Here is an 18,959-nt window from a genome sequence, read left to right on the forward strand (position 1 = left end):
CTGTTGACCCGTCGCGTCCATCCCGGCGACATCGGGCTGTATTCGATCGTGTGGCCGACGCCGCGAACGATGACCGCCCCGACGATCTGCTACCGGCAGCCCCGCTGTGTCGTCCTCGCGGTCTGCTGGCCCTACGCGATCATCAAACCGCAGCCCCGCCGCGGCGCCACCGACGGCGGGCCGCGCTACCGCGTCCACGTCGACAATCTCAGATGCACCGACCCCGGGCAACGACGTGCTGTCCTGCCCGGTGTCCGCCGGACGCCGCCGGCGCCAACGACTGCCGACGTGGTTCAGCAGCGCCTGTTCTGATGCACGGCGCGTCCGTCGACCTCCGGCGGTCGGGGCCGGGGACTGTAACCCCCGGCACAGCGCGGCGCCGACACAGGACGGGAACGCGGGTCAGGGCGCACCTGGGCCACCCGTACCCGGTCGCTGTCACTGCCAGAGCGCGCCGTGGTTGAGCCGCTGATGCCAGCGGTCGAGGCGGGTGTTCTGGTTGGCGTCGATGATTTCGATGAAGCCGTCGCCGTCGCTGACCCACCAGACGTTGTCGTAGCGCACGAAGATGCGGTGCCGGTCGCTGGCGGACAGGACGGTGGCGGTCTGGCTGTCCAGGTGCGCCCGCATGTCTGGGTGGGTGATGGTCCGCGGCACCGGGCCGGGCGCCGGGTCGCTCGTGGCGGTGATCGGCTGGGTCTGCTCGTTCATGGCTGGTCCCGCGTTCACAGCTCGATGGGGCGGATTGGGGCTGCCGTCTCCGACGTCACCGGTGGCGGACTGGCGGTGATGCGCCGCGCCGGTGGTGCGGTGGTGTGGGAAGCAGCGTCACTGGTGGTGGCGCGTTCGGCCACCGCGGTCGCGCTGAGCGCGAGCGTCGTGTGGACGTGTTCGGTGAGCAGTTCCCGGCCGATGACGACCGCGGTGCCGGTGGTGACGGTGACCGCGTGCAGCCGGGTGAGGTAGACGAAATCCGGCTCGGCCGGCGGCTCGGCCAGGTACAGCCCCGCACCGAACTCCACCCCGTCGCCCGAGGGGAGCGCGGTGACGGATGCGTCGTAGCTGGCGAAGTCGCGGGCGCGTTGCACGTGCCAGGCGAGGGTGACGGTGTCGAACAGGTCGCCGTCGTAGGCCAGGGAAACGGCCAGTTCGAAGGTGAGTCTGCGCTGGCCGGTGGTGAACACGGCCGGGTCGAGCCAGGCGGCGACCTCGACGGCCTGTTCGGGGTGCTGGACGATGTCAGCGATGATCAGGTCCTCGCGGTGCAACTCGACGCGGACGTCTGTCCGGGCGAGGACGAGGTCGACGCTCACTCGCGCGTCGGCAGTGACGTCCACGGTCGCGGCCGTCGAGAACGCGGCGGCTTGCGCATCGAGGGCCTGCCCGAGCCGGGTCAGCACATCGCGGCCGGCCTCGTCGGCGGTGAGGGCAGCGGCGTCGTAATACGGCTGGGCGAAGCCGGCGACGTCCCGGTCGAACGACGCCTGCAGCACGATGCGGGTGTACTCCGAAACGAGCTCGGCGGCAGGCGCGACGTCGGCGAGTTGCACCAACCATGCGGCGTCGACGTCCGGCCGGTCGGCAACCGCGGCGACCGCCTCGGCGCGCTGTTCGGTGGTGTCGAAGGCGACCAGTTCGACGTCGAGCAGCGCCTGGTAGACGGCGCGGTGGGTGGGATGGCCGAAGTCGTCGCCGTACAGGTTCGCGCTGATCAGCGCGGTGTCTGCGCCGGTGAGCAGGGCACCGAGGACGCCCTGTTCGGCCCTCAGGATGAGGTCTGACATGCCTACTGATCCTTACCGTGGGTGAGCTTGTCATGGGCGGCGTCCGCGCCGCGGATCTGGCGGCTGGTCCGGTCGAGGTTGGCGATGTGGCCGGGGTCGGTGCAGCGCATCCACGTGGTGCCGTCCTGGCTGCGGGCCCACCACACCCCGGACCAGAAGGCGTAGTACGGCATGGCCCGGCTGTGCCGTTGCGCATCGCCGGACCGCAGCGCAGCCTGCATGTCGTCGCGGCTGACCTCGGCAGGCAGAACTGGCGGGGGTTCAGGTGCGGACGCCATGAGCGGCGGCCCAACCTGCCGCCACCGCTGCGCGAGATCGGGTTGAACGGCGGCGAGGAGCGCCGCGCCGGTGTGCCCGGTGCGGCAGCCGGGGGCCCAGAAGCCGGTCGCGGCGGCCACGGTCTGCCGTAGTTCGCCGTGCCACGAGCGGGCCGCGTGCGGGGCGCCGAGCGCATCGGCGCTGTCGTAGACGGCGTCACGCCACGCTTTGAGGCTGCGCAGCTCCTCGACGAGGCCGGGGTGCTCCGGCCAGCACAACGGGAGCCGTTCCTCCCGGGACAGCTCATACAGATCGTGGACCCAGATGACCCAGGCGGTCAGCGCGTCCCATTCCGCGGTCTGCTCGGCCGCGGTCATCGTGTGCCATTCCCGGATCAGCACCGGCGCATCCGGTCCTGGTCCTGGTCCCGGTCCCGGCTGCGCGGCAGCTACGGCGGCTGGCTGAGGGGCGGTCATGCCGCATCCCCGGTCTGCGAGCGTGCCGACCCCTTGCTGGCGTCCGTGCCGGTGAGCTTCTGGGGGATGCCCATTTTCTGTCGGGCGTCGGTGACGGCCTGTTCGTACTCCTGCCGGTGCGGGCCTTCGAAGTGCCGGACCATGCGGGTGATCACAGCCGGGGTGGTGGCGTGGATGACAAGGGCTTCGCGGCGGTCCTCGTCGAGGGTCCGGACCGCGTCCGGGGCCATCGTCTTGCGGTCCACGACGCTCGCCTGGACGTGCATGCCGTGCTGCCGGTGGTGCTGCGGCACCAGCAGGGTCTCCCGGTACATCCCGGCGAGTTTGGAGAAGTCGTCGAGGTCGTCGCCGGCCAGCCCGCCGAGAGCGATCTTGATGGTGGCGTGTGACCACAGCATTTTGCGGCCGATGGCCCGCCAGCGGTCCTCGGCGGCGGCGAGGCTCTGCATCACGGTCGCGGTGAAGATCCCGAAACCGGCGGTGTAGGACATCAGCTGCGGCAGGTCCGGCAACGGGACCACGTTCGTGGCCTCGTCCAGGATGAGGCCGAGCGGCGGGTCGAGCCGGCCGTTCGGTGACAGTTTCGCCAGCCGCACAGCGGTGGTGATGAGCTCGTTGACGAACGCGGTCACGAGCGGCGCGAACGCGTCCGCCTTCTTCTCGTCCACGACGAGGTACAAAGTGTCGGCACCGGACCGCAGGAACCGTTCGATGTCGAACGAGTCGGCGGCCGGGCCGCAGAAGACCGCTGCGGCGGCCGGGCCGAACAGGCAGCTGGTGCCGGTCTGCACCGTCGTCCACAGGTTCGAGCGGGTCGCGTCAGGCTGCCGGTAGAACCCGTCGAGCATCTTCACCACACCGGGGCGGGCGCCGTCAGCGTCGCGGAGCAGCTTCACCGGGCTGTCGTCGGTCGGGTTCGTCGACCAGTGCAGGACATCCTGCATGGTCCTGCCGCACAACGCGGCCGTGTGCAGCCAGGCGGCGAGCAGGTTGGTGGCGGTCAGGCCGAAGAACCCGGCGTTGGAGGAGTCCGCGGCGTCCTGCTTCCCGACCTGGATCATGACGTCGGCGCGCTGGCGGGCGATGTCGTAGTCCTCCGCCCCGGCGACCGGCGTCCAGGTGATCTGGTCCGGCCAGCTGAACACCGGGTCGAGGTTCATCAGCCAGGACGTCCCACCGCGCAGCGTCGCGGTCGCCTCCAGCACGTCCGCGCGCACCGACGTGACGACCGCGGCACCAGGGAACGTCCGCAGCCACGGGATGATCACCTGACTGGTCTTGCCCTGCCGGGGCGGCGCGACGACGAGGACCGAGGACTCCAGCCCCGCGTAGAGCGCGGTCCGGCCCGCGGTGCCGAGCTCGACCGCCACGTCGGCCAGCGTGGCCTGGCCGGTCAGCGATGGCCGGATCCGCGACGCTCTGCGTAGGACCGCGCGGGCGGTCATCGTCTTGTCGAGCTGCTGCCGCGACGCCATGCCCCCGGCCTGCCGTCCCGCACCCCAGGCCCGGAACCCGGCGACCGCAGCGGCGAGCAGGACGGCGACGACGAACACCGTGGCGGTGTAGAAGCCGGCCGGGCCCGGCAGCTGCTGCTGAGCCTGAACCGGCCACGCCAGCCGCGGATCGGCGAGGTGCTTCGGGATCGCGAACACGATGGTGAACGCGTCACCGATCGTCGAGTCCGGCCACGTGAACCGGAACACCAGCCCGGCCACCTGCCCAGAGAGCCAGATCCCGATCGACGCGAACCCGACCACGCCGAGCAGCCCCGCGAGGGCGAGATCCGAACCCGACATCGTTCCGGAACCCCGGACCCTGGTCGTGGTGGTGGAAGCTTCACTGCGCATCGACTACACCGCCATCCGCTCGTTCGTGTAATACAGGGCGCGTTCCTCGGGGTGCAGAACGACCTGGACCACGTGCGACGAAGTGCGACCGATCTTCCACACCGCCCGGCCCGTCTGCTCCCCGGACCAGGACGCGATATGCGCGCATTCCGTGTCGGTCAACCCGATCACGTCTCGAGTCATGGCGAGGGGGGCGGTGTCCTGGCGCAGGCAGATGCGGATGTCGCAGGAAGAGACGAGGTTCCGGGCGATGGCAACCTCCGCGCTACCGGCGGTGCCGACGGCTTCGAAGTCGGCGAGCCGATGGGAAGCGAGGATCTGAATGGTGCCGTCGTTGCGGGACAACCGCAGGTCGGCATCTACCTTGCGGACCATGGCCGGGATGCGCAGCTGCCGCCACAGCTCGTCGCGGACGACAGCACGGACCGGCCCGCCGGGGGTGTCGATGGCCGCCTGCCCCCAGGAGGAGACGCAGGCGAGGGTCATCGCCACGGTCTCGTCGCCACGGCCGTCCAGGCGCGACAGGTCGACGGTCTGAATCCAGGCGTCGAAGTCCATCCGCACCGTCGTCGGCCCGTCGAACAGCCCGGACAGCGACCCCTGGACCATGTTGCCGAGGGCGTCGGCCGCCGGGCGGATCATCTCCCGCAGCTCGCCGATGTCCTCGCCGCGGACCCGCAGCTCGGCGGCCATCTGCGGCAGCGGATCCCGCAGCAGCGCCCACACCTGCGGAATCGTCGGGTCAGAGAGCCGGGTGCCGCCTTCCGCTTCGCCGGACGCGTACTGGATCGCCAAGGACAGGGCGGCTTCCTCAGTGGGGGTGAGGTCCCGGCCGAGCCGGACCACGAGCAGTGAGCTGAGCAGGGTGATGCGGCGGCGGTGGATCTCGTCGAGCCGATCCCGGAGCTGATGCTGGTCGGTGGGCAGGTTCGCGCCGAGCGGGCCGGCGTCCAAGGGGTTGAGCCTGGCCGGCAGCCCAGGGCCGATCTCGACCGGGTCGACACCGAGCGCGCGGGCGAGCGGTGCGTACTCGTTCTTGATGTCGCCGAGGACGAACGTCTTCACCCCGTAGCGCATCAACCGGGTGACGATCGCCTTGATCGTGGCCGACTTCCCCGCGCCAGGAACGCCGGTGATCAGGGTGTTCGGGTTAGAGACATAGCCGCGGTGCAACCACTCGATCGGATGGTAGGAGAACGTACCGCCGGACAGGCAGTCAACGCCGAGGTACGAGCCGACCGGCGGCATACTCGCCCCGTACAGCCACGGGTACAGGCCCTGGATCTGCCCGGTCGAGCCCCGGAACGTCGGCACATCCGGGGTACGAGGTGCTCGCCCGGCGAACGGCCGCGCCCAGCCGCGGCTGGGCGGGACCGGCTCGGTGCGGGGCCGCCGCTGCTGCACTGGACGCTCCTTCGCCGGGGCGGCGAGCGTTGTTGCGGGAAGGCCGAGGAGGTCCGCGAAGTCGGCAGCCGGAAGCTCGGGCCGGGACCGACGGAAGCGCATCGAGCTCACCACCGCTTCTTCGGCAGGCCGTACCCGAGCGGCAGCGCACCCATCGCGAACCCGATGTCCTGCGCGAACCACATCCTGCGCAGCTCGATCCGCGCGGCGGCAGCATCCGCTTCGAGGGCGGCGCAGGCGTCTTCGACGTCGTCGGCGTTGGTGACGGTCAGGGTGACGTACGCGGCGATGCGCACGAGGCCGTGCCCGGCAGCGCGTTCGGCGTCCTGCGCACGGGCGCGGTCGAGAGCGACCTGTTCGTGTTCGGGGACGATCTGCCCGGACTTCTGCCGCATCTTCACCGCCACCGACCGGGCCGTCCGCTCCCGCATGACCTCGCGTTCCGCGTCACGCGGGCCGAGGGGTTCGACGTGGAAGGAGAACGCCCGCCGGTGCACGCCTTCGCCGAGCAGCGGCGCGAGGGCGGTGGCGTACACCTCGTTACGCGGCCAGGAGTGCACCCAGAACGTCACCGAATGCGCCCCGTCATGGGTGTAGACGCCAGGCCGGGCCTCGGCGGCGGCGGGCCCAGCGACCGCCGGGTCCACGCCCGCCTCAAGGCCACCGGTTTCACCCTCGCCGTCATCCGCCGCGGCGACGGACAGCTGTCCGGCACGGACTCCGGTCGCGGTAGCGCGACGCTCGGCCAGGTGCCTCGCGGAGTGCGGATCAAACGCCGTGCGCAGCACCTCGGCCAGATCGCGCGGGCCGAGCCACGCCTCGATCTGCAGATCCGCGCCGGCGATCGCGGCGTACTGAGCGCGCAGCTGGCGGGTGAGGACAGCGGCGGCGCCGACCGTACCGCCACCGGCGTGCTTGATCACGCGGGCGGCTTTGCGGCCGTCCATGGTGAACGCCAGGTACGCCTCCCGGCTCGATGTGGCGAGGGTCGCGGCGCCGAGCAGGCCGGTGACGACCCGGTCGGCTAGGTCGGGGCTGTCCGGGTCGGTGTGGTCGCGGTCCCAGCGGCGCAGCGCCGCCCCGGACTCCGGCACTAGCCGCTGCAACGCTTGGACGCGGGTAATCGGTGAACCTTCGGTGCACAGCCCGGCGAGGAGAGCGCCCCACCCCGCGACGCGCTGTTCCCGGCGGGAACTGTCGACGAGCCCGATCCCGGGGAACCGGATGCGGGCCACGGCGGTGAACGTCTTGTCGTGGCGGTGGTGCGCGATCGCGAGCGGTGCGCCGTCGGGCATCTCCGCCTCGAGGATCGTCAACGGTGCCAGAACGCCGGGCAGGTCGGCGGGCCGGGGCGCGTCCGGGGCGGCGGTCTTCGCCGGCGGCGCGAACGCGGCCGAGGCGAACTTGTGCTGGCCGCCCATCCGGCCGATGCCATATGAGACGGCAGCGGTCAGCCACTCATCGACGGTGCGTCCCCCGACCCGAAGGAACGCCAAGACACCGAGGACCGCCGCGACAGGCCAGGTGATGATGCCGGCTTGCAGGTTCGACGCGGCGAGCGGCCATACAGCGGCGAGGATCGCCACGGCGACGAGTGCGAACCGGTGCCCGGACATGCCGTACAGGAACGCGACCTGCTCCTGCTGCCAGCCGAAATAGGTGCGGGGGCGCGACGGCTCAGAGGCCGTCGGAGGTGGCGTGCTCACGACTGTGATCCATTCTGCTCGTCATGCCCTGCTGGTGCCGGCGGTGCCGCTGGTGCGGCCGGGGGTGCCGGTTCCGCAGATGCCGGTGGCGGCGGTGCCGGTGGTGCTGCCGTCGCTGAGGGCGGTGGCGGGGATGGCGGCTGTTCGTCCGCTCCCGGTTCGGGGTCGGCGCTGCTGGTGGTGCGCGGTGGTGGTGCGTAGCGCGGGTGCCCGGCCGGGTGGGCGTAGGGAGCGGCACCGTCCAGACCGGCGTGCGCAGCCATCTGTTCCGACCGGCCGACCAGGCTGTTCGCGGCTCGCTGCGCCAGGTCGAGGCCCTTGCTGAGGACCATCGGAATTGCGGTCAGGCCCGCGGTGGCGGCGCCACCAGCAGCTGATGCCGCCGCACCGCTCGCCGCGCCGCTGGCTGCCGCGCCGCTGCCGGCGGTGGCCTCCCCGGCGCCGGCCTTGCTGGCATGCGAGGCCATGGTGCGGGCCTCGGTCGCGGCACCGAAATCGTCCGGCGACATCCCCGGACCGCTGCCTCCGCCACCCCCGCCGCCTCCGGCGCCGGGCAAGCTGGCCGCGGCGTTCGCGGCCATACCGAGAACCGCGGCCAGACCGGTCGGGCCGCCGGTGTGGGAGGCGGCGAAGGTGAAGAACCGGCCGATCGCCGGCCAGGCAAGGACCGCGAGCAGCAACACGACCATGCCGGTGAACAGAGCGTTCAAGTCCGCGCTGTCGGTGTTTCCGAACAGCCCGAACCCGACGGCGAACACCAGCGCGATCACCGGCTTCAACACAATTAGCCGGATCGTGGCGGACACCAGCTTCGTGAACCAGTCCTTCGTGGTGTCCGACATCATCCCGGTCGCCGAGATCGGCGACGTCGCGATCAACACCGCCACCGCGGCGTTGCGCAGCACCAGCTCAAACCACAGCACGGTGACCAGACAGATGCCGAGCAGAGCGAGGAACATTTGCAGCGTCGGCGCGTTGGCGATGTTCCAGGAGATGAACCCGGCGAGTTTGTCCGACAACCCTTGTGGCGAGCCGAACGTGCGGTTGACGATCCACAACGTCAGCTCGTCGGCGGCGACCAGTGAGGTCCCGGCGACGGTCAGGGTCACCATGAACGCCAGGACAGCTTTGAAGATCCCCGTAATTCCGCGCGCCATCGCTGAACCATCGTGGGTCAGGGCTGTTTTGCCGATCTGGACCAGCAGCAGAATCCCGGCAATCAGGCCAGCGAGGCCGAGGGACATGCCGTACACGGAGCGGATGCCACCGGAGGACAGGTCGATCGGCGGGAACGCGACAAAGGCTTTGGCGAAGAACTTCAGTTCCGCCACCGCGCCGTCGGCGAAGCTCTTGCACACCGCCTCCCACGCCGACAAGGCGGTCTTGGCCGCCATCTCCTCGGCGAGGCATTGCGGCGGCGTCTTCGGGAACTCACAAGCCATGACGGGGTCCTTGCGGCATCGGGAAGATGGTCATTGCAGGAAGTCCAGCCAGCCGGCCGCTGCCGCTTCGCTGCTGCCCGGTTGCAGGCGCAGTTCGGCGTAGTCGTGGGCGTTGTCCGGGCGGTCGTGCATCTTCCAGTCCGCGCCGTTCCAGACCATCAGCAGCGGAAACACGGCCACGGCCGAGCGGTAGCCGTAGGTGTCACTGCGCAACGTGTAGAACGCGAGGATCAGCACCGTCACCCGGTCCTCAGCCATGTCACGGACCTGGTAGCTGACCGGGCTGGACACCACCGACGCACCGAGCGGCACCGGACCCGAGGTCGCGACGCCGAGGAGCTCGCGGACACTGATCACCCCAGCGATCCAGTCACCGGCCGGAATCGAACCGTCGCCGACCAGCGTCCCGAACGTCGCCGCGCGTTGCAGGTCCAGATTCGACGCCACCAGCGTGCTCCACTCGACGGAAGCGGACACCGCCCCGGCAACCGACTGGGGGTAGCCGAGCGAGACGCCGTCGGTCGTCCGCGACCCGCGCACGAGCCGGAGCGGTCCCGGCGAGGCGGACGGAGCAGCCGCCGACTCGCCGGTCAGAACCTCCTGGGAGTCGGGCAGGGCCGATCTGGCCGACGGTGGAACAGCGACGGCAGGTCGGGACCGATCGCCGTCGGGAACCAGGCGCACCACAGCGCCGATACCGAATGCAACGAGCAACGCGGCGCCTGCGATCAGCAGCCGGTTACGGACACGGCGCGGGGAGGCGAGAAACTGGTTGTCCATGATGAATCGTCAGGAACGGATTCAGCTCGCCGCAGTGAACACGGTGTTCAATGCCGGAATAGCGATAGCCGCCGCAACAGTCGCACCGAACGACCACAGAAACGCGGTCTTACCCTTGTGCACATTGTCCGGACGGTCCGACAACTTCCCTGCGGCCATGTAACCCGCCGACGCCAACGCGACGGCGCCGCACACGATCAGCACACCCCATTTGATGTAGGAAAACAGCAAACTGATCCCCTTCGCGCCGCCGGTCGGATCGGCTGGCGCCGGGTTCGGGATCTCAGCTGCGATCGCATGGGTGAGCGTGTTAATGAGGTCGTGAACGGACATCGAAGACTCCTGTACTCGTGACGGCGACGCGCCGGGACGAGCCAGACAGAAACAGACAGGCAGGCAGTATCAAGCCTCTGAGCTGCGGTTTCCCCGTGGCGGCCGTGCGCCGGGTCACTGTAAAGAGTCCGTCTAGAACTCTGTCAACCCACGCGTGACATGGACCACCAAGCGGTACTCCGATGTATCAGGACACCAAGTGACAGCAGGTCAGCAAGACCACGTAACTCTCTCACTTGTCCAGAAGAATGAATAGTTGATCGAGCAGTAATTGACGCGCGGAATGGCTGGGGGATTGGAATTTCCAACTCCTGTGCAGATCTGAGGCGCATGGAGCGCATCATGCGCGACGCGTGGAAGGGCGGAAAATCTGACCGTTCGCATGACGCGGCAAGCAGAGAAGCGGTTCCGTCGGCTTCAGGCCGAAAACAACCGTGGGCTTGTTCACAAACAGGTAGACCGCACCAGTGGTCGCGGCTGTACGGTCTGGCATCTTCGCCAAAGCGCGACCACGCTGGCGTCAGCTTCCACAAAGGACAGACAGCTCACGATGCCGACCAGTCGGACAAACGAAACCGCGCCGCAGCCATGAACGGCAGCAGCCTCTTCGCGGCCGGGCTCGCGTTACCGATCGCGGCAGTTGTCGCGATCGCGCTCGTCGCGGCCGGCTCCACGACGCTGACCCCCGCCGCAGCGACCAGCGCCTGCCAGCTACCGGCCGACGCCGACGGAACCGGCGATGCCAACGACCCCGGGTCGGGCGGCACCGTCGAAGACCTCGACGCCGTCCAGGTCGGTAACGCGCGCATTATCTACACGGTCGGCATCACCCAGCTCGGCCTGCCGCACCGCGCCGGCATCATCGCGATCGCCACCGCCCGCCAGGAATCATCGCTGCGCAACCTCACCACGGCAGTCGACCACGACTCCCTCGGCCTCTTCCAGCAACGACCAAGCCAAGGGTGGGGAAGGCCCGAGCAGCTCATTGACCCCGTCTACGCCAGCACCGCCTTCTACCAACGCCTCGTCAAAGTCCCGGACTGGCAGACCCGCCCGCTCACCGACGTCGCGCAAGCCGTCCAACGCTCCGCCTACCCCAACGCCTACGCGAAATGGGAGGCGCTCGCCATCACCCTCGCCGCCATGTTCGGCGACGCTGAAGGCACCTGCGACGCCGACACCGGCATCGACATCCCCGGCGACCTCACCGAAAACCTGCCGCCCGGCTTCACATTCCCCGCCGACACCCCACCGCAGGTCGTCATCGCCGCCTCATGGGCACTCGGCCAACTCGGCACCAGCTACCACTTCGGCGGTACCTGCACCGACCCCCACGGTCCCAACCTCGCCAAACACTGCGACTGCTCCAGCCTCATGCAACAGGCATACAAAGCCGCCGGCATCAGCATCCCCCGCGTCACCACCGACCAGGTCCGCACCGGCATCCCCATCCCTCCAAGCTTCCTACGCGCCGGCGACCTCATCTTCCTGCCCGGCAGCCTCGGCTCGAAGACCAACCCGCGCCACGTGGGCATGTACCTCGGCAACGGGCTCGTCATCCACGCCCCAAAGACTGGCGACGTCGTCAAGATCGTCAAGCTCCAGGGCTACTGGCTCAACAACATGGTCGCCGCCCGCCGGATCGTTTCGACAGGCACGTCGGTGGGTCTCGCGTAGGACTTGCATCCGGTACCCAGGTGCAGGACTACCGTTGCCACCGGTGAACGGGCAACCGGTGCCACATGGCTCGGCGCTCGTGAAGATTCTTGCGTGCCGCCGGAACGGAACTGTGGTCGACTGTCGTAACTCTGGCATGACCGATACGACAGCAAGCACGGATATGAGCCTGGCGGGCGAGCGGGAACTGACGTACACGGAGATCGAGGCGTTCCGGCGGGACAGTGTTCTGCTGGACGAGCGGACTGCGACGCCCGAGCGGTATCCGCGCATGTTCAATGTCTTGGCTGGATTCCACTATCGAGCCATCGTTCGACCCGACTCGCCCGAGCCGCCTGAGTACGTCACCCTTCCGATGCAGGACACCGCCAGGGACGAATTCGAGGTTGCGGTTGCGCGGTGGAATCAGTTGTGGGAAGCCGCGCAGTTTCGCCGCAGGTTCTTCGCCGACACGGACGAGCTACCGCCGAAGCTGCAGCGCATTGCCGACCAGGGCGATCTGAACGTCGTGTTCGTACCGAGGACCCGGACGCGATATTACGAGCATGCGCCGCTGTTCCACCTACTTCCGCGTGAGGTCCCGGCGGAGGTTTGGGCTTCCAGTGTTGCAACCCGGACAGTGGCCGTTGACGTCGCCGTCGCAGTTCGTCGACAACTTCCTGCCACCGGACTTCGGTCGGCGACTGGAGCAGGCGTGGGTAGCGACCGCATGGCGACACCTGGTGTCGGGTTCGCCGATGACGGCGTTTACGAAAGACGATCCGATCCGCCTTCTCGCACACAACCTGGACTTCTGGCTTCGCGCGGTGTCCGCGGTGATGCAGGGGATACTCCGTGGCTTCCCGGCCGTCAACAACGGCGTCGAGTAGGGACCGGTGCCGTTGAGCGACGGTGGTGTGCTTGAAGGAGCCGTCGCCGCGAACCCTCGTACGGGTGGAGATCTCTGGTCCGGAGAAAATGAGGCCGCTGAGATTCTGGATTCGGTCGTGGAGCAGGCGGACGCGCACGGCCAGCTCCGCGGCATTCTTGACGCGGTATGTTCCAACCGGGTCGAGGACGACTTCTCCGACCGGTGGAGCTTCGCCCGCGAGGACTTCGAGCGCAGGCTGTACCGGAAGCGATCCAAGGTCAAGAGTCGCTTCGTCGAGCTGACGGACACGACTCCGGTCGCGGCCCCAGAGACCGAGATCGACGGACAGTTGGTGTTCGCCGACTTCCTCGCGCTGCTCGACCCGCGAGGACGGCAGATCGTGGTGCTGCTCAACAGCGGAATGACGAAGCTGACCGACATCGCGGACGTCCTCGGCTACCGCAACCACAGCCCGGTCTCGAAGCGGCTCAAACGCATTCGCGAACACGCTGCCGGTACTTCGACCACGCGCAGCCGTGAGCGGCCGCAACTGCCGGCGAGCTGACCTGTCAATGGCGCGGTGAGCGAGGCAACCGATCTCAGCCGTCTCAGCTGGACCTGAGGACCGCAGTTGCCTCATTCCAGGTCAGGGTTCTGCCGCCCATGACGACGCCTGCCAGTCGTTCGACGAGGTTCCAATAGCGCTCACCGGCGACGAGCTCGTCGAGGCGGGTCTGCAGCGTTGACCGGATGAGGGTCATATCTGAAGGCCAACCGCCGTAGCGAGCCAGACTGGTCGCGTACAACATGATCTGCCGGGTGTCGTACTGGGCGTGCTTTGCGAGCGAGTGGTCGTCCAGTGCTGGGACCATGAACTGGCGATACAGGAGACGCTGCGCGTGCTCGCCTGCCAACAGAATCATGATCATGCGCTCGATCCGTTGGCACTCCTCAGGCGTGGACACGCCGTTCACGTCGTAGCCGCCATCGTCGAAGGCCACGTGTCCCGCGAGTCTGGGTTGTGCTGTGCCCTGGTTCTGCACGGTCGTGACGTACAAGAACGGCTCGTTCAGGAGGAATCCCGCCACGGCATGCCCAGCCTCGTGGATCGCCACCTCCCGTGTATCGGGACCTCGGACCATACCGAGTGCAACGGCGTTCGGGTGCTACGAGTTTCGTCGCATTGCCTCACGCCTCGAAGCCCTCGGGCGCAGCGAGCTCGAAGGCCCGCTCGGCTCCGTCGAGCAGGTCCTGGTAGGTCATGACCTCCACTCTGGAGAGATGGGCGTTGTACATGCGGATGGCGTCGTTCACCTCTGCCGGAGTGGCGCCGGTGGCGACAAAGTTGGGGTGACCGATGACCACGGTGGCGGCCGCTCGGCGAGCATCTATGCCAATTTCGCTGAGCAGTAATGGTCGATGTTCGTCGAGCGTGCGTAGGTAGTTCATCGCTTGACCGACTGCCTCGTTTACCTCAGCGCCGACGATCCACTCGTTGCGGTACTGCTGGACGAGCTTGGCGATGTTGGACCGCTTCAGCTCGACGATGTGGAGCGCGCCGTCTGCCCGGATGAGCGGGATGTCGACCTCGTGCAGCGCGGTGAGCCTGCGGCGGGTGGCGACGCGGACGTACCGGCCGCCGAACAGCCATGCCTCGTTCTTGATGAGGCGCTGGATGTCGTTCTCGTTCTTCGTGGAGTCGAGCACGACCTCGCGGACAGCAGCCAGGCGTTTGCGTTGTCGGTGACGCTCGATCAACCCTGCGAGCAGACCGCGCTCATCAGATTCCGCGATCAGCTCGGCCGCGCCCTCGACGGTCGAAAGCGCTCCGACCAAGCGGCTCACGACATCCGGGTCGAGCTCGCCGTCGGTCATCCGTTGCACGAGTGCCGTGGGATCCGAGTTCGCCGACGCGAGCGTGTAGGCACCGGACTCCGGAAATTCCTCGTTGAGGAACTTCTGCAGGACGGTGATCTGGCCCTCGCTGGCGGCCCAGTGTTCTTGCGGATGCTCGAAGTCCCAGCCGCTGCCGCCGGGCACGCGCTCGCAGGTCTGGACCACTAACCAGCGCTTCTGGCTGCTGCCGTACGTGCAGACGGCCGCGGTCTTGTACGTCTGTTGCGACTTGTAGATCTGGACCCTGCGGAGGGTTTGATGCGAGGCGCCGTCGCCACCATCCATCTCGACGTACTGGATGACGTCGCCGGTGCTGCTCACGCACCGAATCTACGAGGCGTCGGGCCAGGTCCGCGTCCCCCCGGCGCGGTCGTCCGAAGCCCCACCGGCGCTACGGCGTTTCGGTGACCAAGGCGTCAACTGATGAGGTGGTGCTCGATCAGGAAGACGACGGTGGCCGGTCGATCCATTGGGGTCGCCGTCAGCTTCCGTGGTGCGGGAGCCGGACCTGTGTCGCTGGCGAGTAGGCGTCGACGGTGCAGCCCTCCTCGGAGACCTCCCGTGCGACGCACGTTACTGGGTCTTCGCCGAGTCCGAGCCTGCCACCGGGCACCTCCCATTCGTCATGTTCGTTGCGCAGCAACAGGACCTGACCAGCTCGGACTCAGACGCCCTTCACCGACCCAGGGAAAGCATGCGATCGGTACACGGCATCCTCTGAAATCGGCGGCGCGGTGGATCGTGACACCCACCGTGCTCGTTCGAGAGGCGTCGGAGGACCAGGTCACCAACGGGCCGAGCTCTCCGCGTTGCGACTACGAGGGCGGTTCGTCCCGCTGCAGGAGTTCGGCGACCCGATCGATTTGTGCGGCGAGTTCTGGGCGTGCGCGTCGCATTGCCTTGTGGACCGGCGTGTGCGGTGGATTGTGGTGCAGGATTTCGTCGAGGCGCGCGTCGAAGGTCATCGGCTGGACTTGGGGGCCGGCGGTGAGGTCGGCGGCTGCGATCATGTCGAATGCGACGTCGGCTTCGTACGGAACTCGGCCAGCGCTTCCGTGAGGCCGCGCTCGGTGGCCTCGTAGCGGCTGCCGCTGTGGTGCGCCACAAGCGCGACCAGGCGAGGTGGGTATCCGCATCGCCGCGAAAGCGGGCGCCGTCGATCGCGTGCACGCCGGTGTCCACAAGGGGTGGCGCATAGCCAAGGTCATGAAGCCACGCTGCAGCAATGCTCAAGGTCCGGTCTGCGGCGTCGGCGGTTCGTGTGAGCACCTCCGCTCTGGCGCCGACTGCCTGGACATGTCGCCAGCGATCGGGCAGCTCTGGTACCTCGAGATGCCGACGCGCGAGGTCGTCGGCAGCCGCGATGAGATCATCCACGTCATCGAGGCTAGTGAACGTACCGGCAGATGGCATGGACAGAACTCGACCCCGGTCGGCAGACGGTCGGGAGCGTCACCGACTCGAGGAACCTCCCGACGTACGACGACACCGCGCTGGCGAAGCAATCGCGACGGCTACCGAGACGACCGTCGCGCGACCTGCCTCCGAATTCTCTACCGACGGTAGGGTAGGCGAACGTGGCTGACGACGAACTGCGGGCGCGGCGCCGGCACAGCTTCGACGAGGACCCGAACAACTACCAGGCGGCGCGTCCCGGGTATCCATCGCGCGTGTACGAGGTGCTCGCTCAATGCGGGCTGAGGGCCGGTGCGCGGATGCTGGAGGTCGGCCCCGGGACCGGTCAGGTGACGGGCCGTTTGACGGCGGCCGGCGCTTCGGTGGTGGCGGTGGAGCTGGGTGTTGGTCTGGCCGCGCGGCTGCGGGACAACCTCGCGGGCCAGGACGTGACGGTGGTCGAGGGCGACTTCTGCGAGGTGGAGCTGCCCGGAAGGGACTTCGACCTCGCGGTATGCGCGACCGCGTTCCACTGGCTCGATGCGGAACGCGCGGTACGTCGGCTGGCGGCGCTGGTCCGTGCGGGCGGTTGGCTGGCGGTCTGGTGGACCGTGTTCGGTGACCCGCACCGCCCCATGGCCTGGCGCGCGGAGTTGCAGCATCTGTATCACCGGTGGATGCCTGCCGAGTCGCGGGACCCGACCGAGGTACCCGCGCCGATGCGGGTGGCTGAGCGGACCGCGGAGCTCGCGTGGGGCGGCCTGTTTGGCCCGGTCCGGGTAGAGGTGATCCGCTGGGACCACCCGATGACACCGGCTGCCGCGCGAGGGTTGTGGGCGACGTTCCCGAACGTCCGTGAGCTGGACGCGGTCCGCCGGCAGGCCTTCCTCGATGGTGTCGCCGAGGTGGTCGCGGGGCAACCCGGCGGTGTGGTGGTGGACCACTACGCGACCGTGCTGTACACCGCTGAGCGCCGTGCCGCCGCCGTCCGCGTGTGACACGCAACTGGCGACGAAGCACGCGATGCTCGGCCCGTTGCCGGAGTCGTGCCGGCGAAACAAAAGTGCGTTCACCTTCGGTTCGCCCCAAACCGTGGATGCAATGCTGAACCGGCCGTGAACGCCGATGCCGAGGCCCGTTCACCGGCCGGCCATCGCTCACCCACGGGACCAAATTCGCTGTTGAGCGAGGAGTCGAGCACTTAATGTGATCGTTCATGGTCGCGGCTCATCAACGTTCAGTCCTCACGGCCCCCGAAGCTGACTTCCCGCGCTGGTACCAGGAAGTGCTGGACAAGGCGGAACTCGCCGACAACGGCCCGGTCCGGGGGACGATGGTGATCCGTCCGTACGGGTACGCGCTGTGGGAGCGGGTCCAGGCAGAGATTGACACGCGGATCAAGCTCGCGGGTGCGGACAACGTGTACCTGCCGCTGTTCATCCCGGAGAGCTACCTCAAGCGTGAGGCCGAGCACGTCGAAGGGTTCAGCCCTGAACTCGCCGTGGTGACCCACGCGGGCGGTAAGCTGCTGCCGGAGCCGCTCGTCGTCCGCCCGACGAGCGAGACGGTGTTCGGCGAGCTCATGGCGAAGTGGGTCCAGAGCCACCGCGACCTGCCGCTGCTGCTGAATCAATGGGCGAACGTGGTCAGGTGGGAGATGCGGCCCAGGCTGTTGCTGCGCACGACCGAGTTCCTCTGGCAGGAAGGACACACCGCGCACGCCACAGCCGAAGACGCCGCAGCGTACGCGCGGCGCATCCACCTCGATGTGTACCGGGACTTCCTGCAGAACGTCCTCGGCCTGCCCGTCCTGGTCGGCGTGAAAACCGCGCGGGAGCGGTTCGCCGGCGCCGTCAACACCATGTCCTGCGAGGCCATGATGGGTGACGGCAAGGCGTTGCAGATGGCGACGAGCCACGAGCTGGGGCAGAACTTCGCCAACGCGTTCGACATCACCTACACCGACGCCACCGGGCAGCGACAGCACTGCTGGACCACCTCATGGGGCAGCAGCACCCGCATCGTCGGCGGTCTGATCATGGGCCACGGCGACGCTCACGGCCTCGTCGTACCGCCGAGGCTGGCACCGATCCAGGTGGTCGTGCTGGCAGTCAAGGACGACCAGCAGGTCCTCGACGCCGCGCGTCGGCTGACGACCGCGCTGACCGAAGCCGGCGTCCGGGCGCGAGTGGACCTGCGCACCGACCAGGGATTCGGCCGGCGCGTGACGGACTGGGAGCTCAAAGGCGTCCCGCTGCGGATCGAGATCGGCCCCCGCGATCTCGCTGACGGCGAGGTCAGCGTGACCCGCCGGGACATCCGCGAGAAAACGTCGGTGCCAGCAGGGCAGGTGGTGACGACCGTCGTACGCCTGCTCGACACCGTCCAGCAGGACCTGCATAAGACCGCCGTGCGGCGATTGACGTCGCGCATGGTCGACACCGAGTCGCTGCAGGAGGCGCGGGAAGCCGCGCAGTCGGGGTTCGCCAGGATTCCATGGAAGATCCTGGGCGCGGACGGCGAGCGGGCGTTGGCCGACGACGCCATCAGCGTGCGCTGCCTGCAGACCGCGGACGGTGCGGTACCACCGGACCCTGACTCCGTCGACGTTGTCGCGGTGGTCGGCCGAAGCTATTGATCCATGACGGTTCGCTCACGGCGCCTACCGGAGCGATCCTGGCGCCGCCGAGGACGCCCAGACGTTGATGAGGAGGGCAGCAGGCGGACGCCAGGAGACCCAACCGATGAGGTTAGGAGACTTCGATGAACGCGGTCGTCAGACGCGCAGCCCGCGCCATACTCATCGACGACGGACGGCTGCTGCTGATCCGTCGGACGAAGCCGGGGCGGTCGTCGTACTGGACGACTCCTGGCGGCGGCGTCGAACCCGGCGACGGATCGGTGAAGCAGGGCCTGGTCCGGGAACTGCGGGAGGAACTCGGTGCCGAGGTCAGCCACGTGCAGCAAGTGTTTCTGGTCCCCGACCCGATCGGAGATGCCAGCGTCGCCGTGCAGCACTTCTTCGTGTGCCGTTTGCAGCACCCTTGACGCTGATCGGCGCTGCGGGCCGGAATACCTCGAACCGGACCGCGGTCGCTACGACCTCGATCC

The 18,959-nt window shown here is 68.3% G+C and carries 19 protein-coding genes and 1 pseudogene; 7 read left to right on the forward strand and 13 right to left on the reverse strand.

The window, feature by feature from the left end:
* The first annotated feature begins 3 nt into the window (after positions 1-3).
* The gene (locus ACFY3L_RS27220; RefSeq protein WP_389329694.1) at positions 4-312 is read left to right on the forward strand and encodes a hypothetical protein; all 309 of its coding nucleotides are present in this window, start codon (positions 4-6) and stop codon (positions 310-312) included.
* A 126-nt stretch (positions 313-438) separates the two neighbouring features.
* Here the strand turns inward: ACFY3L_RS27220 and ACFY3L_RS27225 are convergent, their stop codons facing one another.
* The 9 genes from ACFY3L_RS27225 to ACFY3L_RS27265 form a co-directional block, all read right to left on the reverse strand.
* Complete coding sequence (locus tag ACFY3L_RS27225; protein ID WP_389329697.1) at positions 439-711, reverse strand: hypothetical protein; 273 nt, start codon at positions 709-711, stop codon at positions 439-441.
* 14 nt (positions 712-725) lie between these two features.
* The gene (locus ACFY3L_RS27230) at positions 726-1,784 is read right to left on the reverse strand and encodes a DnaB-like helicase N-terminal domain-containing protein (RefSeq protein ID WP_389329700.1); all 1,059 of its coding nucleotides are present in this window, start codon (positions 1,782-1,784) and stop codon (positions 726-728) included.
* 2 nt (positions 1,785-1,786) lie between these two features.
* On the reverse strand, positions 1,787-2,443 hold the full coding sequence (locus tag ACFY3L_RS27235) for a hypothetical protein (RefSeq protein ID WP_389329703.1): 657 nt from the start codon (positions 2,441-2,443) through the stop codon (positions 1,787-1,789).
* 71 nt (positions 2,444-2,514) lie between these two features.
* Entirely contained in the window at positions 2,515-4,314 is a 1,800-nt protein-coding gene (locus tag ACFY3L_RS27240; RefSeq protein WP_389329706.1) for a type IV secretory system conjugative DNA transfer family protein, read from the reverse strand.
* A gap of 54 nt (positions 4,315-4,368) precedes the next feature.
* Complete coding sequence (locus tag ACFY3L_RS27245; RefSeq protein WP_389329709.1) at positions 4,369-5,871, reverse strand: VirB4 family type IV secretion system protein; 1,503 nt, start codon at positions 5,869-5,871, stop codon at positions 4,369-4,371.
* A gap of 5 nt (positions 5,872-5,876) precedes the next feature.
* Positions 5,877-7,475 (reverse strand): SCO6880 family protein, encoded by a 1,599-nt coding sequence (locus tag ACFY3L_RS27250; protein WP_389329712.1) that lies wholly within the window; start codon positions 7,473-7,475, stop codon positions 5,877-5,879.
* Positions 7,472-8,869: a type IV secretion system protein gene (locus ACFY3L_RS27255; RefSeq protein ID WP_389329715.1), complete on the reverse strand. Its 1,398-nt coding sequence runs from the start codon at positions 8,867-8,869 to the stop codon at positions 7,472-7,474. Before ACFY3L_RS27255 ends, ACFY3L_RS27250 begins: the two co-directional genes overlap by 4 nt.
* Before the next feature lie 78 nt (positions 8,870-8,947).
* Positions 8,948-9,697, reverse strand: a complete 750-nt coding sequence (locus ACFY3L_RS27260; RefSeq protein WP_389329718.1) for a hypothetical protein — start codon at positions 9,695-9,697, stop codon at positions 8,948-8,950.
* 21 nt (positions 9,698-9,718) lie between these two features.
* Positions 9,719-10,030 (reverse strand): hypothetical protein, encoded by a 312-nt coding sequence (locus ACFY3L_RS27265; protein WP_389329721.1) that lies wholly within the window; start codon positions 10,028-10,030, stop codon positions 9,719-9,721.
* Positions 10,031-10,360: 330 nt separating this feature from the next.
* On the opposite strand from ACFY3L_RS27265, the gene ACFY3L_RS27270 reads away from it, so the two are divergent.
* From ACFY3L_RS27270 to ACFY3L_RS27280, 3 genes are all read left to right on the forward strand, one after another.
* Complete coding sequence (locus ACFY3L_RS27270) at positions 10,361-11,707, forward strand: C40 family peptidase (protein WP_389329724.1); 1,347 nt, start codon at positions 10,361-10,363, stop codon at positions 11,705-11,707.
* Between the two features lie 43 nt (positions 11,708-11,750).
* Positions 11,751-12,611 carry a hypothetical protein gene (locus ACFY3L_RS27275; RefSeq protein ID WP_389329727.1) on the forward strand — a complete coding sequence of 287 codons (861 nt, stop codon included), beginning with the start codon at positions 11,751-11,753 and terminating at the stop codon, positions 12,609-12,611.
* An 82-nt stretch (positions 12,612-12,693) separates the two neighbouring features.
* Complete coding sequence (locus tag ACFY3L_RS27280) at positions 12,694-13,122, forward strand: hypothetical protein (RefSeq protein WP_389329730.1); 429 nt, start codon at positions 12,694-12,696, stop codon at positions 13,120-13,122.
* 43 nt (positions 13,123-13,165) lie between these two features.
* On the opposite strand, the gene ACFY3L_RS27285 is transcribed toward ACFY3L_RS27280, so the two are convergent.
* The 4 genes and pseudogenes from ACFY3L_RS27285 to ACFY3L_RS27300 all read right to left on the reverse strand — a co-directional run bounded on the left by ACFY3L_RS27285 (position 13,166) and on the right by ACFY3L_RS27300 (position 15,463).
* Entirely contained in the window at positions 13,166-13,672 is a 507-nt protein-coding gene (locus tag ACFY3L_RS27285; protein ID WP_389329733.1) for a hypothetical protein, read from the reverse strand.
* 73 nt (positions 13,673-13,745) lie between these two features.
* On the reverse strand, positions 13,746-14,774 hold the full coding sequence (locus tag ACFY3L_RS27290) for a Shedu anti-phage system protein SduA domain-containing protein (RefSeq protein ID WP_389329736.1): 1,029 nt from the start codon (positions 14,772-14,774) through the stop codon (positions 13,746-13,748).
* Positions 14,775-14,985: 211 nt separating this feature from the next.
* Positions 14,986-15,177 (reverse strand): annotated as a pseudogene (locus ACFY3L_RS27295) (NUDIX domain-containing protein); the annotation flags it as partial.
* 91 nt (positions 15,178-15,268) lie between these two features.
* Positions 15,269-15,463, reverse strand: coding sequence for a hypothetical protein (locus ACFY3L_RS27300; RefSeq protein ID WP_389329739.1), 195 nt, complete (start codon positions 15,461-15,463; stop codon positions 15,269-15,271).
* 660 nt (positions 15,464-16,123) lie between these two features.
* On the opposite strand from ACFY3L_RS27300, the gene ACFY3L_RS27305 reads away from it, so the two are divergent.
* From ACFY3L_RS27305 to ACFY3L_RS27315, 3 genes are all read left to right on the forward strand, one after another.
* Positions 16,124-16,846 carry a class I SAM-dependent methyltransferase gene (locus tag ACFY3L_RS27305; RefSeq protein ID WP_389329742.1) on the forward strand — a complete coding sequence of 241 codons (723 nt, stop codon included), beginning with the start codon at positions 16,124-16,126 and terminating at the stop codon, positions 16,844-16,846.
* Between the two features lie 218 nt (positions 16,847-17,064).
* The gene (gene proS, locus ACFY3L_RS27310) at positions 17,065-18,486 is read left to right on the forward strand and encodes a proline--tRNA ligase (protein WP_389329745.1); all 1,422 of its coding nucleotides are present in this window, start codon (positions 17,065-17,067) and stop codon (positions 18,484-18,486) included.
* A 125-nt stretch (positions 18,487-18,611) separates the two neighbouring features.
* Positions 18,612-18,896 (forward strand): NUDIX hydrolase, encoded by a 285-nt coding sequence (locus ACFY3L_RS27315; protein WP_389329748.1) that lies wholly within the window; start codon positions 18,612-18,614, stop codon positions 18,894-18,896.
* Positions 18,897-18,959: the final 63 nt, after the last annotated feature.

This window comes from Dactylosporangium sp. NPDC000521, assembly GCF_042898305.1.
GTDB lineage: Bacteria > Actinomycetota > Actinomycetes > Mycobacteriales > Micromonosporaceae > Dactylosporangium.

Coding starts and splice junctions, on each gene's coding strand:
- proS (WP_389329745.1), top strand. CDS start 17,065: ATGGTCGCGGCTCATCAACGTTCAGTCCTCACGGCCCCCGAAGCTGAC.
- ACFY3L_RS27245 (WP_389329709.1), bottom strand. CDS start 5,871: ATGCGCTTCCGTCGGTCCCGGCCCGAGCTTCCGGCTGCCGACTTCGCG.
- ACFY3L_RS27240 (WP_389329706.1), bottom strand. CDS start 4,314: ATGTCGGGTTCGGATCTCGCCCTCGCGGGGCTGCTCGGCGTGGTCGGG.
- ACFY3L_RS27230 (WP_389329700.1), bottom strand. CDS start 1,784: ATGTCAGACCTCATCCTGAGGGCCGAACAGGGCGTCCTCGGTGCCCTG.
- ACFY3L_RS27255 (WP_389329715.1), bottom strand. CDS start 8,869: ATGGCGGCCAAGACCGCCTTGTCGGCGTGGGAGGCGGTGTGCAAGAGC.
- ACFY3L_RS27300 (WP_389329739.1), bottom strand. CDS start 15,463: ATGATCGCAGCCGCCGACCTCACCGCCGGCCCCCAAGTCCAGCCGATG.
- ACFY3L_RS27270 (WP_389329724.1), top strand. CDS start 10,361: ATGGAGCGCATCATGCGCGACGCGTGGAAGGGCGGAAAATCTGACCGT.
- ACFY3L_RS27225 (WP_389329697.1), bottom strand. CDS start 711: ATGAACGAGCAGACCCAGCCGATCACCGCCACGAGCGACCCGGCGCCC.
- ACFY3L_RS27265 (WP_389329721.1), bottom strand. CDS start 10,030: ATGTCCGTTCACGACCTCATTAACACGCTCACCCATGCGATCGCAGCT.
- ACFY3L_RS27315 (WP_389329748.1), top strand. CDS start 18,612: ATGAACGCGGTCGTCAGACGCGCAGCCCGCGCCATACTCATCGACGAC.
- ACFY3L_RS27260 (WP_389329718.1), bottom strand. CDS start 9,697: ATGGACAACCAGTTTCTCGCCTCCCCGCGCCGTGTCCGTAACCGGCTG.